Origin of the sequence: Streptomyces sp. NPDC057854, assembly GCF_042797055.1 — a bacterium.
Classification (GTDB): domain Bacteria; phylum Actinomycetota; class Actinomycetes; order Streptomycetales; family Streptomycetaceae; genus Streptomyces.
In genome coordinates, this window is record NZ_JBHVMF010000005.1 from 290,278 (window position 1) to 306,754 (window position 16,477).

Here is a 16,477-nt window from a genome sequence, read left to right on the forward strand (position 1 = left end):
ATCACAGCTCCGCCATCCGCCCCGTCTGCACCAGCGGGTTCCCGCGCTGGCGGGACACGAAGATGCCGCGGCCCGGGGGCATGGGGCGCATGCGGACGCCGCCGAGGATGTCGCCCTCCTGGGGGTCGCCGGACAGGAGCAGGCCCTGGGCGCCGAGTTCCATCATGCGCTGCATGAAGGACTCGTACGCCGCGCGGCTGGCGCCCGCCGCGCTGCGGGCGATGATGAAGCGGACGCCGACGTCCCGCGCGAACGGCAGCAGTTCCGTCAGCTTCGCCAGCGGGTTGCCGCTCGACGTGGACACCAGGTCGTAGTCGTCGACGACCACGAAAAGGTCCGGTCCCGTCCACCAGCTGCGGTCGCGCAGCTGCTGGGCCGTGACGTCCGCGGACGGCGAGCGGCGGCGCATCAGATCGGCGAGGGCGTCGACGTGGTGCTCCATGTTGTTGGACATGGGCACGTACTCGGCGAGGTGGGTCGCCGGCGTCACGTCCAGCAGCGCGCGCCGGTTGTCGATCACGAAGAACTTCGCCGCGGCCCCGTCGTACCGCTCCGAGATCTGCTTGATCATCAGACGCAGCAGGTTCGACTTGCCGGACTCGCTCTCGCCGAAGACGAGGAAGAACGGGTCGCGGTCGAAGTCGACGAAGACCGGCTCCAGGTTGTTCTCGTCGATGCCGAACGCGACGCCCCGCTGCGGCTCCGCGTAGCCCGCCGGCAGCGCGTGCGCGTCCAGCTCGCGCGGCAGCAGCCGCACCTGCGGCGCGCCCGGCGCCGTCCAGTGCCGGGTGACCTCCTGCGTCATCGCGGCCGTCGCCTCGGCGAGGTCGCTGTCGGAGCTGATGCCGTCGATGCGCGGGACGGCCGCCATGAAGTGCAGCTTCTCCGGCGTGAGGCCGCGGCCGGGGACGCCGGTCGGCACGTTCGCGGCGATCTTGCGGTCCAGCTCGGAGTCCATCGTGTCGCCCAGCCGCAGCTCCAGCCGGTTCATCAGGTGGTCCTTGAGGTTGGCCCGGACCTCCATCGAGCGCGACGCGGTGATGACCACGTGGATGCCGTAGCCCAGACCGCGGGCCGCGATGTCGACGACGGCCGGCTCCAGCCCCTCGTACTCGGTGCGGAAGTTGCCCCAGCCGTCGATCACCAGGAAGACGTCGCCCCACGGCTGGTCCGTCACGGAGACGTCGCCGCGGGCCCGCAGCCGCCGGAAGGTGCCGATCGAGTCGATGCCGGCGGAGCGGAAGTACTCCTCGCGCCGCGACAGGATGCCGTACACCTCGGCGACCGTGCGCCGGACCCGTTCGGGGTCGAGCCGGGACGCCACCCCGCCGACGTGCGGCAGCCCCGCCACCGACGCCATGCCGCCGCCACCGAAGTCGAGGCCGTAGAACTGCACCTCGTGCGGGGTGTGGGTGAGCGCGAACGCCGAGATCAGCGTCCGCAGCAGCGTCGACTTGCCGGACTGCGGACCGCCGATGATCTGCATGTGGCCGGCCGCGCCGGAGAAGTCCCGGTAGAGCGTGTCGCGGCGCTGCTCGTACGGCTTGTCCACCACGCCCAGCGGGACGACGAGCCGGCCCGCCGCCTCGTAACCGGGCTGCGTCAGCCCCCGGCCCTCCACGCCCGCGAGCCCCGGCAGCAGCGAGTCCAGCGCCGGCGGGTTGTCCAGCGGCGGCAGCCACACCTGGTGCGCCTCGACGCCGCGCCCCTCCAGCCGGCGCACGATCACGTCCAGCACCGAGTCGGCCAGCGCGTCGTCCTCGGCCTCCCGGGCCTCCGGCACCCGCGCCTGCTCGGCCGGCTCCAGAAAGCGCACCGGCACCGGGGCCGCCGTGAACGGCACCGGCCGGCGGTCCACCGGCAGCGGCCCGCCCGGCGCCGCCGCGTGCTGGTTCGCGCGGTACGTGCCGGAGACGTACGCGGCCTTGAACCGGACCATCTCGTCGGTGCCGTACTTGAGGTAGCCGGAGCCCGGCACGTTCGGCAGCGAGTACGCGTCGGGCACGCCGATCGCCGCCCGGGACTCCGCCGCCGAGAAGGTCCGCAGACCGATCCGGTACGACAGGTACGTCTCCAGGCCGCGCAGCCGGCCCTCCTCCAGGCGCTGCGAGGCCAGCAGCAGGTGCACGCCGAGCGACCGGCCGATGCGGCCGATCTGCACGAACATCTCGATGAAGTCCGGCATCGCCGTCAGCAGCTCGGAGAACTCGTCGATGACGAGGACCAGCGACGGGATCGGCTGGAGCGGCGCGCCGGCCGCGCGCGCCTTCTCGTAGTCGTGGATGTTCGCGTAGTTGCCCGCGTCGCGCAGCATCTCCTGGCGGCGGTTCAGCTCGCCGCGGATGGAGTCGCCCATGCGGTCCACCAGCGTCAGGTCGTCCGCCAGGTTGGTGATCACCGCGGCCACGTGCGGCATCTGCGACATGCCAGCGAAGGTGGCGCCGCCCTTGAAGTCCGCGAGGACGAAGTTCAGCGTCTCCGAGGAGTGCGTCACCGCCAGGCCGAGGACCAGCGTGCGCAGCAGCTCCGACTTTCCGGAACCGGTGGCGCCGACGCACAGGCCGTGCGGGCCCATGCCCTCCTGCGCCGCCTCCTTGAGGTCCAGCATCACCGGGACGCCGTCCTCGCCGACGCCGATCGGCACCCGCAGCCGCTCCGACCGCGACCGGGGCCGCCAGGTGCGGCTCACGTCGATCGAGGCCGCGTCGCCGAGGTTCAGCAGGTCGGTGAAGTCCAGGTTCGCGAGCAGCGGCTCGTCGTCGTCGGAACCGCTCCCCACCCGCAGCGGCGCCAGCTGCCGGGCCAGCGCCTCCGCCGCGTCCAGGCTCAGCGCGTCCGGGGTGCCGTCGTACACGTGCCCGTGCCCCGACTCCAGCCGCAGCGCGCCGCCCTCCACGACCACCGACAGGTCGCCGCGGACACCCGCGCCCCGGCCGTGCACGACCTCGATCACGGTGACGCCCTGGATGCCCTCCGGCGAGGCCAGCGCCGACGTCTGCGGGATCGACTGCCCGTCGAGCACCACGACCAGGTGCGGGAAGTCCAGCAGCGGATGGTTCGGCCCCTGGAAGCGCGGCCGGCCCTCCAGCCGGCCGGCCACCAGGTCCTCCAGCTCCCGCGCGTCCGTCGTGATCAGCCGCCGGCTGCCCGCGCCGTCGCCCGGGCCCGGCGCCTGCACGTGCGGCAGCCACTTCGCCCACTCCCACGCCGGGGCGGCGCCGTCGTCCGTGGCGACCACGATGACCAGGTCCTCGGGGGAGTGCAGGGACGCCAGCGACCCCACCATGGCGCGGGTCGTCGAACGGGCCGCCTCGGTGTCCCCGCTCACCGTCAGGTGGTAGAAGGCCCGCAGCGACACCGCCATCGGCAGCCCGTCCACGGTGCCGTGCGTGGTCAGGAACTGCCGCATCGCCCCCGCCGTCAGCGGCTCCAGCTCGTCGACCGGCGCCGTCTCGGGGGCGATCAGCGGGGTCGCGAGCTGCTGGCTGCCCAGACCGACCCGGACCTGCCCGAAGTCGGCGTCCCCGATCCGCCGCTCCCAGATCCGGCTGCCCTCGGCGACCAGCGCCCACAGCTGCTCCGGCGACGGGTGCAGGTAGAACTGCGCGTCCCGCTGGAGGTGCGCCGTCCGCAGCACCGCGCGGCGCGTCTGGGTCAGGTACTTGAGGTAGTCGCGCCGCAGGTCGGCGAGCTGCCCCTGGGTACCCCGCCGGTAACGGACCAGCATCGCGATCGCCATGGCCACCGTCGAGGCGATCATCACCATGCCCATGATCCGCATGATCGGGTTCGGCGTCATGAAGAAGAAGACGACCGAACCGCCCATGCCGAGCATCGGCAGGAGCTGCATCAGGGCACCCTCCTGCTGCCCCCGGGGCAGTTCCGGCGGAGGTTGCAACTGCACCTGCTCGTCAGGCACTTCGGACGGCAGAGCCCGCGGTGGACGCTTGACGACGATCTGGCTCACAGCTCACCAATTTCCGTTGCCGGACGGAAAGTTCCTCCAGACGCCCCCGTGGCGACGGGATCCATCCGCGGGGAGGGATCCTACTTTGGTGCGGGGTCGCGGGTGGGCGGTAGGGTGGCCCGAAATATTTGCGTGGCCATGAACTATCGCAAAAATCGGGTCATTCGGAGCGCAATGTCCGCGGCCCGGCGGCGACGGTCCACGAGCGGGCCCGGACAGGCCCACCAGCCGGTCCGGACAAGCCCGCGGACCGGCCCGGACAGGTCCGCGGACCGGGCCGGGCCGGCCGCGGACCGCGGCAGGACCCGCCGACAGCCCGTCGGCAGGACCGGTCGGTAGGACCCGCCGACAGGACCCGTCGGTAGGACCCGCCGACAGGACCCGCCGGCGGGCCCATCGGCAGGACCCGTCGGCCGGACCCGCCGGCCGGACCACCAGGATCACCACGAGGGGAAGCAGCAGGTGAGTATGACGGCCCCAGCCACGGCCGGCGGAGCCGGCCAGTCGGCTCCCACCACCGTGTTCCACGGCGGCACCGGCTTCTGCCGGATCACCGTCGTCGCACCCGACGGCCGCGTCGACGTCGCCCTGCCCGAGGACGTCGCCCTCGCCGACCTCTACCCGGAGGTGCTCCGCCTCTCCGGCCAGACCCCGGCACCCGGCGCCCCCGTCGGCTACCACCTGGTCCGCCGCGACGGCACCGTCCTCGACGGCAGCCGCTCCCTGGCCGCCCAGCGCATCCTCGACGGCGAACTGCTGTCCCTGCGCCCCTTCGCCGAGTCGCTGCCCCCGGCCGTCTTCGACGACGTCTCCGACGCGGTCGCCTCCGCCGTCGCCAAGGACCGCACCCTGTGGACCGACGCCCTGATGCGCGGCGCCGGCCTCTTCGGCGGGGCGACCCTCCTCGTCCTCCTCGCCTTCGTCCTGTGGACGGCCGACCCCCGCCACGACATGCACGGCCTGCCCGGCATCCTGGCCGGCGTCACCGCCGTCCTGCTCCTCGCGCTCGCCGCCGTCCGCGCCCGCGTCTACGACGACCGCGGCTCCGCCGTCGCCCTCGGCACCGGCGCGCTCGCCAACGCCGCCGTCGCCGGCTCCGGCGTGCTCGCCCTCGCCGACGGCCAGGGCATCGGCAAGCTCCAGTTCCTGCTCGCCTGCACCGCCGTCCTCGTCTGCGCCGTGATCCTCACGATCGTCTCGCCCGGCGGGGACAGCCCCTTCGTCGCCTTCTCCGTCGCCTCCGGCATCGGCGTGCTCGTCGCCTTCACCGCCATCCTCACCACGCTCACCCCCGCCGAGACCGCCGCCGTCTGCGCCCCCCTCGCGGTCGGCGCGCTCGCCTTCCTGCCGGGCCTCTCCACCCGCTTCGCCCGCCTCCCCATCGGCTTCGAACCGCCCCGGACCAGCCTCGGCGGATACGGCTCCGAGACCGAGGCCCAGGGCCCCGTCGACGCCGCCCGGATCGCCGCCCAGGCCCGCCGCGGCCACGAACTCCTCGTCGGCCTCGTCGGCGGCTGCGCCCTCGTCGCCGTCGGCTCCGCCGCCGTCCTCGGCTTCTCCGACACCGTGTGGGGCCAGCTCCTCGCCCTCGCCACCGGCATCGCCATGCTGATGCGCGCCCACCTCTTCCGCTACACCGCGCAGGTCGGCTGCGCCCTCGCCGCCGGCCTCGGCTCCCTGGTCCTGCTCGGCCTCGGCCTCGCCCTGAACCCGCCGACCGAGCTCCTCCTGGAGGCCCTGAAGGGCGACGGCACGGCCCTCGACATCCGTACCGTCTGGCTCTCCGCCGCCATCGCGGCCGTCGCCGCGCTGCTCACCGCCATCGGCCTGATCGTCCCGCGCAAGGGCGTGACCCCCTTCTGGGGCCGCTTCCTGGAGATCGCCGAGACCTTCGTGCTGCTCACGCTGCTGCCGCTCTGCCTCGCGGTCTTCGACGTCTACCACTCCATCCGGGCGCTCACGTCCTGAACTGCCTGGTACGCTGTGTGACGGCCGTTTGTGTAAGCGCTCCCGGAAGCACACCAGCAGCACCCCGCCGATGCCCCGCATCGGCCGCCTCCGGGCGCAGCGCCCAGCGGACCCCGCTCCCGAGTCACGGAAGCTCCCCTGAGAAGAAGACCAGGGGCACTCGTGGGCACGAAACCTGAGGAGAACCGCGTGGCTCTCGACGCCGCCGTCAAGAAGCAGATCATGGCCGAGTTCGGCACCAAGGAGGGCGACACCGGCTCCCCCGAGGTCCAGGTCGCGATGCTGTCCCGCCGCATCTCGGACCTGACCGAGCACCTCAAGACCCACAAGCACGACCACCACTCCCGTCGTGGTCTGCTCATCCTGGTGGGCCAGCGCCGCCGCCTGCTGCAGTACCTGGCCAAGAAGGACATCCAGCGCTTCCGTACGCTGGTCGACCGTCTCGGCATCCGCCGTGGTGCGGCCGGCGCCAAGTAAGACGCCGTGAAGGGAGCGGTTCCCACTTTCAGGGGGCCGCTCCCTTTGCTGTACGTGCGCGAAGTACCGACCGGCAATTACTCTGGTCGCAGAACGCCACGCGCAGAACCGCGCGAGAAGCAGCCGGCACGCCGCCGGTCCTCGGTAGTGGCCCCCGGGCATCGTCCCCGGGTGCTTCGATCGAAGACCGGCCCGCCACATCAGTGCTTCTCCCGCACCCGTCCCGCGCCACACGGGCGCGCGGACCAAAGACGAACGTAGGAGAAACCCATAGTGGAGAACGAGACCCACTACGCCGAGGCCGTCATCGACAACGGAACCTTCGGCACCCGCACCATCCGCTTCGAGACGGGCCGTCTCGCCCGACAGGCCGCCGGCTCCGCCGTCGCCTACCTCGACGACGACACGATGGTGCTTTCGGCGACCTCCGCCTCCAAGCGTCCCAAGGACCAGCTCGACTTCTTCCCCCTCACGGTGGACGTCGAGGAGCGGATGTACGCGGCCGGCAAGATCCCCGGCTCCTTCTTCCGCCGCGAGGGCCGCCCCTCCGAGGACGCCATCCTCACCTGCCGCCTGATCGACCGCCCGCTGCGCCCGTCCTTCAAGAAGGGCCTGCGCAACGAGATCCAGGTCGTGGCCACGATCATGGCGCTCAACCCCGACCATCTGTACGACGTCGTCGCGATCAATGCCGCGTCCGCGTCCACCCAGCTGGCCGGCCTGCCCTTCTCCGGCCCGATCGGCGGCGTCCGCGTCGCGCTGATCAAGGGCCAGTGGGTCGCCTTCCCGACCCACACCGAGCTCGAGGACGCCGTCTTCGACATGGTCGTCGCCGGCCGTGTCCTGGAGGACGGCGACGTCGCGATCATGATGGTCGAGGCCGAGGCCACCGAGAAGACCATCGCCCTCGTCAAGGACGGCGCCGAGGCGCCGACCGAGGAGGTCGTCGCCGCCGGCCTGGAGGCCGCGAAGCCGTTCATCAAGGTCCTGTGCAAGGCCCAGTCGGACCTCGCCGCCAAGGCCGCCAAGCCCGAGGCCGAGTTCCCGATCTTCCTGGACTACCAGGACGACGTGTACGCCGCCCTCGACGACGCCGTCCGCTCCGAGCTGGCGCAGGCGCTGACCATCGCCGGCAAGCAGGAGCGCGAGGCCGAGCTGGACCGCGTCAAGGAGATCGCCGCCGAGAAGCTCCTCCCTGCCTTCGAGGGCCGCGAGAAGGAGATCTCCGCCGCGTACCGCTCCCTGACCAAGGCCCTGGTCCGCGAGCGCGTCATCAAGGACAAGGTCCGCATCGACGGCCGCGGCGTCACGGACATCCGTACGCTCGCCGCCGAGGTCGAGGCCATCCCGCGCGTGCACGGCTCCGCCCTGTTCGAGCGTGGCGAGACCCAGATCCTGGGCGTCACCACCCTCAACATGCTCCGCATGGAGCAGCAGCTGGACACCCTCTCCCCGGTGACCCGCAAGCGGTACATGCACAACTACAACTTCCCGCCGTACTCCGTCGGCGAGACCGGCCGCGTCGGTTCCCCGAAGCGCCGCGAGATCGGCCACGGCGCCCTCGCCGAGCGGGCCATCCTCCCGGTCCTGCCGTCCCGCGAGGAGTTCCCCTACGCGATCCGCCAGGTGTCCGAGGCCCTCGGCTCCAACGGCTCGACGTCCATGGGTTCCGTCTGCGCCTCCACCATGTCGCTGCTGAACGCCGGTGTGCCGCTCAAGGCCCCCGTCGCCGGCATCGCCATGGGCCTGATCTCCCAGGAGATCAACGGCGAGACGCACTACGTCGCCCTCACCGACATCCTCGGTGCGGAGGACGCCTTCGGCGACATGGACTTCAAGGTCGCCGGCACCAAGGAGTTCGTCACCGCCCTCCAGCTCGACACCAAGCTGGACGGCATCCCAGCCTCCGTCCTGGCCGCGGCCCTCAAGCAGGCCCGCGACGCCCGCCTCCACATCCTCGACGTGATGATGGAAGCGATCGACACCCCGGACGAGATGTCCCCCAACGCCCCGCGGATCATCACCGTCAAGATCCCCGTGGACAAGATCGGCGAGGTCATCGGCCCCAAGGGCAAGATGATCAACCAGATCCAGGAGGACACCGGCGCCGAGATCACGATCGAGGACGACGGCACCATCTACATCGGTGCCGCCGACGGCCCGGCCGCCGAGGCCGCCCGCGCCACGATCAACGGCATCGCCAACCCGACCATGCCGGAGGTCGGCGAGCGCTACCTGGGCACGGTCGTCAAGACCACCACCTTCGGTGCCTTCGTCTCCCTGCTCCCGGGCAAGGACGGCCTGCTGCACATCTCGCAGATCCGCAAGCTCGCCGGCGGCAAGCGCGTGGAGAACGTCGAGGACGTGCTCGCGATCGGCTCCAAGGTCCAGGTCGAGATCGCCGAGATCGACCAGCGCGGCAAGCTCTCCCTGATCCCCGTGATCGAGGGCGAGGACGAGCAGAAGGACGACGCCTCCTCGTGACGTCCCGTAGTTCCGCGACGACGGCCCGCCCCTCCTCCGAGGGGCGGGCCGTCGCCCGTACCCAAACGCTTCTCCCGGGCAAGGACGGCATCGGCACCGTCCGCCGCACGACCCTCCCCGGCGGCCTGAGGATCGTCACCGAGACCCTTCCCTCGGTACGCTCCGCGACCTTCGGCATCTGGGCCCACGTCGGCTCCCGCGACGAGACCCCGGCGCTCAACGGCGCCACCCACTACCTGGAGCACCTCCTCTTCAAGGGCACCGCCCAGCGGTCCGCCCTCGACATCTCCTCCGCGATCGACGCGGTCGGCGGCGAGATGAACGCCTTCACGGCGAAGGAGTACACCTGCTACTACGCCCGGGTCCTCGACACCGACCTGCCGCTGGCGATCGACGTCGTCTGCGACATGCTCACGGGCTCGCTCATCCTCGACTCCGACGTGGACGCCGAACGCGGCGTCATCCTGGAGGAGATCGCGATGACCGAGGACGACCCGGGTGACGTGGTGCACGACCTGTTCGCGCAGACCATGTTCGGCGACACCCCGCTGGGCCGCCCGGTCCTCGGCACCGTCGACACGATCAACGCGCTCTCCCGCGGCCAGATCGCCCGCTTCTACAAGAAGCACTACGACCCGACCCACCTGGTCGTCGCCGCCGCGGGCAACGTCGACCACGCCACGGTGGTACGCCAGGTCCGCCGCGCCTTCGAGAAGGCCGGCGCCCTCACCCGTACGGACGCCACCCCGATCGCCCCGCGCGACGGCCGGAAGACCATCCGCACGGCCGGCCGGGTCGAACTCCTCGGCCGGAAGACCGAGCAGGCGCACGTCGTCCTCGGCATGCCGGGGCTCGCCCGCACCGACGAGCGCCGCTGGGCGCTCGGCGTGCTGAACACCGCCCTCGGCGGCGGCATGTCCTCCCGCCTCTTCCAGGAGGTCCGGGAGAAGCGCGGTCTGGCCTACAGCGTGTACTCGTACACCTCGGGCTTCGCCGACTGCGGCCTCTTCGGCGTGTACGCGGGCTGCCGCCCCAGCCAGGTCCACGACGTGCTGCGGATCTGCCGGGACGAGCTCGACAAGGTCGCCTCCGACGGCCTCGGCGACGACGAGATCGCCCGCGCCGTCGGCCAGCTCTCCGGCTCCACCGTCCTCGGACTCGAGGACACCGGCGCGATCATGAACCGCATCGGCAAGAGCGAGCTGTGCTGGGGCACCCAGATGTCCGTCGACGACATGCTGGCCCGGATCGCGGCCGTCACCCCGGACGAGGTCCGGGAGGTCGCCCGCGACGTGCTGACCCGGCGGCCCTCGCTGTCGGTGATAGGCCCGCTCAAGGACAAGCAGGCGGACCGCCTCCACCAGGCCGTCTCCTGACCTCCACCCCCTAGGAAAGAAGTGTGATGAGCAAGCTGCGCGTGGCGGTCCTCGGCGCCAAGGGCCGGATCGGCTCCGAGGCCGTCCGGGCCGTCGAGGCCGCCGAGGACATGGAACTGGTCGCGGCCCTGGGCCGTGGCGACAGCCTGGAGACGCTCGCCGCGGCGGGCGCCCAGGTCGTCGTCGAGCTGACCACCCCCGACTCGGTCATGGCCAACCTCGAGTACTGCGTGGGCCACGGCATCCACGCCGTCGTCGGCACCACCGGCTGGACCGAGGACCGCCTCGCGCGGCTGAACGGCTGGCTCGCCGCCTCCCCGGAGACCGGCGTCCTCATCGCGCCGAACTTCTCCATCGGCGCCGTCCTCACCATGCGGTTCGCCCAGCTCGCGGCCCCGTACTTCGAGTCGGTCGAGGTCGTCGAGCTGCACCACCCGAACAAGGTGGATGCCCCCTCCGGCACCGCCACCCGCACCGCCCAGCTGATCGCGAAGGCCCGCGCCGAGGCCGGCCTGGGCGCCCAGCCGGACGCCACCGCGACCGCCCTCGACGGCGCCCGCGGCGCGGACGTGGACGGCGTGCCGGTCCACGCGGTACGGCTCCGGGGCCTGCTGGCCCACCAGGAGGTGCTGCTCGGCGGCGAGGGCGAGACCCTCACGATCCGCCACGACTCGCTGCACCACTCCAGCTTCATGCCGGGCGTGCTGCTCGGTGCCCGCCGCGTGGTGAGCACCCCGGGCCTCACCTTCGGCCTGGAGCACTTCCTGGACCTGGGCTGACGGCCATGGGCGGAAAGATCACGTACGTCTTCCTCGCCACCGTCCTCGTGCTGGTCTTCGGGGTGGTGGCGATGGAGGGCGTCCTGCTCCTCCTGACCGGCGAGCCGGCGGCCATGGGCATGGGCGCGGTGGCGTTCCTGCTGCCCTGCGTCGGCGCCTGGTTCCTGTGGAAGAACACCAGCTTCGCGCGCCGGGCGAACCGGCTGGCCGCGGAGCTGGAGGCCGAGGGCGGCCTCCCCGTCGACGACCTCAGGCGCACCGAGGGCGGCCGGATCGACCGCGACTCCGCGGACGAGGTCTTCGCCCGGCGCAAGGCCGAGACGGAGGCGTCGCCGGAGGACTGGCGCTGCTGGTTCCGGCTGGCGGTCGCCTATCACGACGCCCGGGACACCCCGCGGGCCCGCAAGGCGATGCAGCGGGCCATCGCCCTCCACGAGGGCCGGACGGTCAGCGCCTGACGCCGTACTCGGCGTGCCAGGCCTCGACGGTGTCGGCGGCCCGGTCGAACGCCTCGATCCGGGAGAGGAAGTCGGCGTTGTGGTCGGTGAGCAGCACCAGCTGCTCGCCGGCCGTCCGGTCGAGGAGCAGGGCCTGGCCCTGGACGGTCCGCGGGAAGTTCAGCCAGCGCACCGGCTGCTGCGCGGTGCGGACGGCGGCGACCTTGGCCCAGGGGACGGTCTGGGTGGTGAAGAAGCCGACGCGGCGCAGGCCGGCGCGGCTCACCCAGGTGCCCATGCGCAGCAGCCGCAGCGCGGCGAGGATGATCAGCACGGCGACGCCGAAGGTGACGAACGAGCCGGTGACGGCCCCCGCCGCGGCGATGATCACCGCGGCGAGCAGCACGAACGAGGCGAGCAGCAGCGCGAGCGCCGCCGCGCCGACCCGGTAGGGCCCCGGACGGTACGGACGGCGCCACTGGTCGTGGTCGTCGAACGGCAGCGCGACGGCGTCGGTGGTGTCAAAGTCACGGTCGGCCGTCAGGAAGGGCAGGGGCACGGCGGTTCCTCACTCACAAGCACGCTCGAAGGGGCGGTGCCCGGTGAGGCTACCTCAGCGGTTGTCGGAGGCTTCGGACTGCTGCCGGTGCGCGGGCGAGTCCGTGCTGTCGAGCGACGGCATGCCGAGGACGAGGGAGCCCACGAGCCCCGCGGCGACGGTGAGCCCGAGCAGCGTACGGCCGACGACCTGGCCGGGACGCAGTCGTTCGCGGGGCGGCGGAGTGACGTTACTGCGGAACTCGTCGGCCTCCGCGACGAACGCGAACGGTACGGCCTCTGTCCGCCTGAACATGGGTGTCGCCCTCCTCGATGGTTGTCGTGCTCCTCACAGGTACAGACGATCGAACAGAGGGTTTGGTGCCGTTTTTCACCGAAGCGGCCCAATCTCATCCTTCCGACGGACTCGCGCTAACCTGGGCCCGCCCCACAGACGACTGGAAGGTACTCCTGGTGACCGACACCCCCACCGAGCCGGCGAAGATCGACCTCAGGAGCGACATCACCGTCGACCTGGTCAAGAGCGCCGCTGCCGACTCCGACGTCCTGTGGGCGGCCCGGGTCTCCACGGCGGGGGAGCAGTCCCTCGACGAGCTCCAGAAGGACCCGGAGCGCTCGAAGGGCCTGATCAACTACCTGATGCGGGACCGCCACGGCAGCCCGTTCGAGCACAACTCGATGACCTTCTTCATCAGCGCCCCGATCTTCGTCTTCCGCGAGTTCATGCGGCACCGGGTGGGCTGGTCGTACAACGAGGAGTCGGGCCGCTACCGGGAGCTCCAGCCGGTCTTCTACGTCCCCGACACCTCCCGCAAGCTGGTCCAGGAGGGCCGCCCGGGCAAGTACGTCTTCGTCGAGGGCACCCAGGAGCAGCACGAGCTGGTCGGCCGCGCGATGGAGAGCTCGTACCGCCAGGCGTACGAGACGTACCAGGAGATGCTCGCCGCGGGCGTCGCCCGCGAGGTGGCCCGCTCGGTCCTCCCGGTCGGCCTCTTCTCCTCGATGTACGCCACCTGCAACGCGCGCTCGCTGATGCACTTCCTCGGCCTGCGGACCCAGCACGAGCTGGCGGCGGTGCCGTCGTTCCCGCAGCGGGAGATCGAGATGGTCGGCGAGAAGATGGAGGAGCACTGGGCCCGGCTGATGCCGCTGACCCACGCCGCCTTCAACAAGAACGGACGGGTCGCCCCGTAGGGCACAGATGTTCGCTCACTCTCGCGAAGTGTCCGTATTGCGACGTTTCGTGAAGTTCATCTAGGCTGATCAAACGGACCCGGCACTGCTTGAACCCCCGAGCAGGCAGTGCCGGGCTCCTCTTCTCACGTCCCCCGAGGGGACACCCGGCGCTGAGCAGCGAGTAGCGTGTTACCCATGGCTCCGATCTCCACTCCGCAGACCCCCTTCGGGCGGGTCCTCACCGCCATGGTCACGCCCTTCACGGCGGACGGCGCACTCGACCTCGACGGCGCCCAGCGGCTCGCCGCCCACCTCGTGGACGCCGGCAACGACGGCCTCGTCGTCAACGGCACCACCGGCGAGTCCCCCACCACCAGCGACGCGGAGAAATCGGAGCTCGTACGCGCCGTACTGGAGGCGGTCGGAGACCGGGCCCACGTCGTCGCCGGCATCGGCACCAACGACACCCACCACTCCCTGGAGCTGGCCCGCACCGCCGAGCGCGACGGCGCCCACGGCCTGCTCGCCGTCACGCCGTACTACAACAAGCCCCCGCAGGAGGGCCTGTACCGGCACTTCACGGCCATCGCCGACGCCACCGGCCTCCCGGTGATGCTCTACGACATCCCCGGCCGCTCCGGCGTCCCCATCGACACCGAGACCATCGTCCGGCTCGCCGAGCACCCCCGGATCGTCGCCAACAAGGACGCCAAGGGCGACCTCGGCCGCGCCAGCTGGGCCATCGCCCGCTCCGGCCTCGCCTGGTACTCCGGCGACGACATGCTCAACCTGCCGCTCCTGTCGGTCGGCGCCGTCGGCTTCGTCTCGGTCGTCGGCCACGTCGTCACCCCCGACCTGCGCGCCCTCCTCGACGCCCACCTCTCGGGCGACCACGAGAAGGCCACCGAGATCCACCAGAAGCTGCTCCCGGTCTACACCGGCATGTTCCGCACCCAGGGCGTCATGACCACCAAGGCCGCGCTCGCCCTCCAGGGCCTCCCGGCCGGCCCGCTCCGCCTGCCGCTCGTCGAACTCTCCGCGCAGGAGACCGACCAGCTCAAGGTCGACCTGGCCGCCGGCGGGGTAGACCTCTGACATACGACTTCACAACTGAACACCGACAACAGCAAGTGCACGATTGTCACGCGCGCCACGTGCCGACCGGTACGTGGCGCGTGTGGTGAGGAGAGTCTTTTGAGCCATCCGCACCCCGAACTCGGCGCCCCGCCGAAGCTTCCCCAGGGCGGCCTCCGCGTCACCCCGCTCGGCGGCCTGGGCGAGATCGGCCGCAACATGACCGTCTTCGAATACGACGGCAAGCTGCTGATCGTCGACTGCGGCGTCCTCTTCCCGGAGGAGGAGCAGCCCGGTGTCGACCTGATCCTGCCCGACTTCACCACGATCCAGGACCGCATCGACGATGTCGTCGGCATCGTCCTGACCCACGGCCACGAGGACCACATCGGTGGCGTGCCGTACCTGCTGCGCCTGCGGCAGGACATCCCCCTCATCGGCTCCAAGCTGACCCTCGCCCTGATCGAGGCGAAGCTCCAGGAGCACCGCATCCGCCCGTACACCCTCGAAGTGGCCGAGGGCCACCGCGAGCGCCTGGGCGCCTTCGACTGCGAGTTCATCGCGGTCAACCACTCCATCCCGGACGCCCTGGCGGTCGCGATCCGCACCCCCGCGGGCATGGTCGTCCACACCGGCGACTTCAAGATGGACCAGCTGCCGCTGGACAACCGCCTCACCGACCTGCACGCCTTCGCGCGGCTGAGCGAGGAGGGCATCGACCTCCTGCTCACCGACTCGACGAACGCCGAGGTCCCGGGCTTCACGGCGCACGAGCGGGACATCTCCAACGTCCTGCGGAACGTGTTCGCCAACGCCCAGAAGCGGATCATCGTGGCGAGCTTCGCCAGCCACGTCCACCGCATCCAGCAGATCCTCGACGCCGCCCACGAGTACGGCCGCCGGGTCGCCTTCGTCGGCCGCTCGATGGTCCGCAACATGGGCATCGCCCGCGACCTCGGCTACCTCCGGGTCCCGGCCGGCCTCGTCGTGGACGTGAAGACGCTGGACGACCTGCCGGACGACGAGGTCGTGCTGGTCTGCACGGGTTCCCAGGGCGAGCCGATGGCGGCCCTGTCCCGGATGGCCAACCGCGACCACCAGATCCGGATCGTCCCCGGCGACACGGTCATCCTGGCCTCGTCCCTCATCCCGGGCAACGAGAACGCGGTCTACCGCGTGATCAACGGCCTGACCCGCTGGGGCGCCAACGTCGTCCACAAGGGCAACGCCAAGGTCCACGTCTCGGGCCACGCCTCGGCCGGCGAGCTGCTGTACTTCTACAACATCTGCAAGCCGAAGAACCTCATGCCGGTCCACGGCGAATGGCGCCACCTGCGCGCCAACGCCGAGCTCGGCGCGATGACGGGCATCCCGAAGGACCACATCGTCATCGCCGAGGACGGCGTCGTCGTCGACCTGGTCGACGGCCGCGCCCGCATCACCGGCAAGGTCCAGGCCGGGTACGTGTACGTGGACGGCCTCTCGGTCGGCGACGTCACCGAGACCTCCCTCAAGGACCGCCGGATCCTCGGCGAGGAGGGCATCATCTCGGTCTTCCTGGTGGTGGACTCCTCCACCGGCAAGATCACCGGCGGCCCGCACGTCCACGCGCGCGGCTCCGGCATCGAGGACTCCGCCTTCGACGCGGTGCTCCCGAAGATCGAGCAGGCGCTCAACAAGTCCGCGCAGGACGGCGTCGTCGAACCTCACCAGCTCCAGCAGCTGATCCGCCGCACCGTCGGCAAGTGGGTCTCCGACACCTACCGCCGCCGGCCGATGATCCTCCCGGTCGTCGTCGAGGTCTGAGCCCGAAGGGCCTGACCAGCGCGCTTACGGAGCGGGGCACCCCGATTTGCATCGGGGCGCCCCGCTCCAGTACGTTTACGGCTCCACCAGAACGGGAAGCGACGGCGCCGCAGTGCGTCCGGACCGCCGAACGGGAGGATGGAAAATCCGACCGAGATCATCTGATAAAGTCGGAGAGCGCCGGAAGGCCCCGAGGAATTGAAACTCAGGACCGGAAAGCACCGAGGAAATCGGGTCGGAAAGATCTGATAGAGTCGGAAACGAAGGAAGCGCCCGGAGCGCCTGGAAACAGGAACGAAGGAAGCGTCCGCACCTTGAGAACTCAACAGCGTGCCAAAAATCAACGCCAGATTAGTTGATACCCCGTCCAGCCGG

The 16,477-nt window shown here is 71.0% G+C and carries 12 protein-coding genes; 9 read left to right on the top strand and 3 right to left on the bottom strand.

All coding sequences use genetic code 11. The features are described 5' to 3' along the window. Position 1: 1 nt before the first annotated feature. Entirely contained in the window at positions 2–3,967 is a 3,966-nt protein-coding gene (gene eccCa / locus ACFVQZ_RS10720) for a type VII secretion protein EccCa (protein ID WP_383621051.1), read from the bottom strand. Between the two features lie 468 nt (positions 3,968–4,435). Here eccCa and eccD point away from each other — a divergent pair, with 468 nt between their 5' ends. From eccD to ACFVQZ_RS10750, 6 genes are all read left to right on the top strand, one after another. Then, the gene (gene eccD, locus ACFVQZ_RS10725) at positions 4,436–5,935 is read left to right on the top strand and encodes a type VII secretion integral membrane protein EccD (RefSeq protein ID WP_383621053.1); all 1,500 of its coding nucleotides are present in this window, start codon (positions 4,436–4,438) and stop codon (positions 5,933–5,935) included. Positions 5,936–6,124: 189 nt separating this feature from the next. Then, positions 6,125–6,412 carry a 30S ribosomal protein S15 gene (gene rpsO / locus ACFVQZ_RS10730; protein WP_030496547.1) on the top strand — a complete coding sequence of 96 codons (288 nt, stop codon included), beginning with the start codon at positions 6,125–6,127 and terminating at the stop codon, positions 6,410–6,412. A 273-nt stretch (positions 6,413–6,685) separates the two neighbouring features. Beyond that, on the top strand, positions 6,686–8,896 hold the full coding sequence (locus tag ACFVQZ_RS10735) for a polyribonucleotide nucleotidyltransferase (protein WP_030496546.1): 2,211 nt from the start codon (positions 6,686–6,688) through the stop codon (positions 8,894–8,896). After that, positions 8,893–10,272, top strand: coding sequence for a M16 family metallopeptidase (locus tag ACFVQZ_RS10740; protein ID WP_383621056.1), 1,380 nt, complete (start codon positions 8,893–8,895; stop codon positions 10,270–10,272). Before ACFVQZ_RS10735 ends, ACFVQZ_RS10740 begins: the two co-directional genes overlap by 4 nt. 26 nt (positions 10,273–10,298) lie before the next feature. After that, the gene (gene dapB, locus ACFVQZ_RS10745) at positions 10,299–11,051 is read left to right on the top strand and encodes a 4-hydroxy-tetrahydrodipicolinate reductase (protein ID WP_030496544.1); all 753 of its coding nucleotides are present in this window, start codon (positions 10,299–10,301) and stop codon (positions 11,049–11,051) included. A gap of 5 nt (positions 11,052–11,056) precedes the next feature. Continuing rightward, a complete protein-coding gene (locus tag ACFVQZ_RS10750; RefSeq protein WP_383621058.1) occupies positions 11,057–11,509 on the top strand; it encodes a hypothetical protein in 453 nt (150 codons plus the stop codon). Here the strand turns inward: ACFVQZ_RS10750 and ACFVQZ_RS10755 are convergent. After that, complete coding sequence (locus ACFVQZ_RS10755) at positions 11,499–12,047, bottom strand: PH domain-containing protein (RefSeq protein WP_030496542.1); 549 nt, start codon at positions 12,045–12,047, stop codon at positions 11,499–11,501. The two genes, ACFVQZ_RS10750 and ACFVQZ_RS10755, sit on opposite strands and share 11 nt — an antisense overlap. A 54-nt stretch (positions 12,048–12,101) precedes the next feature. Beyond that, the gene (locus ACFVQZ_RS10760) at positions 12,102–12,341 is read right to left on the bottom strand and encodes a hypothetical protein (RefSeq protein ID WP_030496541.1); all 240 of its coding nucleotides are present in this window, start codon (positions 12,339–12,341) and stop codon (positions 12,102–12,104) included. A 158-nt stretch (positions 12,342–12,499) separates the two neighbouring features. Between ACFVQZ_RS10760 and thyX the strand changes: the two genes are divergently transcribed. The 3 genes from thyX to ACFVQZ_RS10775 all read left to right on the top strand — a co-directional run bounded on the left by thyX (position 12,500) and on the right by ACFVQZ_RS10775 (position 16,102). Next, a complete protein-coding gene (gene thyX, locus ACFVQZ_RS10765; protein WP_030496540.1) occupies positions 12,500–13,240 on the top strand; it encodes an FAD-dependent thymidylate synthase in 741 nt (246 codons plus the stop codon). Between the two features lie 177 nt (positions 13,241–13,417). Beyond that, the gene (dapA, locus tag ACFVQZ_RS10770; protein ID WP_030496539.1) at positions 13,418–14,317 is read left to right on the top strand and encodes a 4-hydroxy-tetrahydrodipicolinate synthase; all 900 of its coding nucleotides are present in this window, start codon (positions 13,418–13,420) and stop codon (positions 14,315–14,317) included. Positions 14,318–14,416: 99 nt separating this feature from the next. Further along, entirely contained in the window at positions 14,417–16,102 is a 1,686-nt protein-coding gene (locus tag ACFVQZ_RS10775) for a ribonuclease J (protein WP_030496538.1), read from the top strand. The last annotated feature ends 375 nt before the right edge of the window (positions 16,103–16,477 follow it).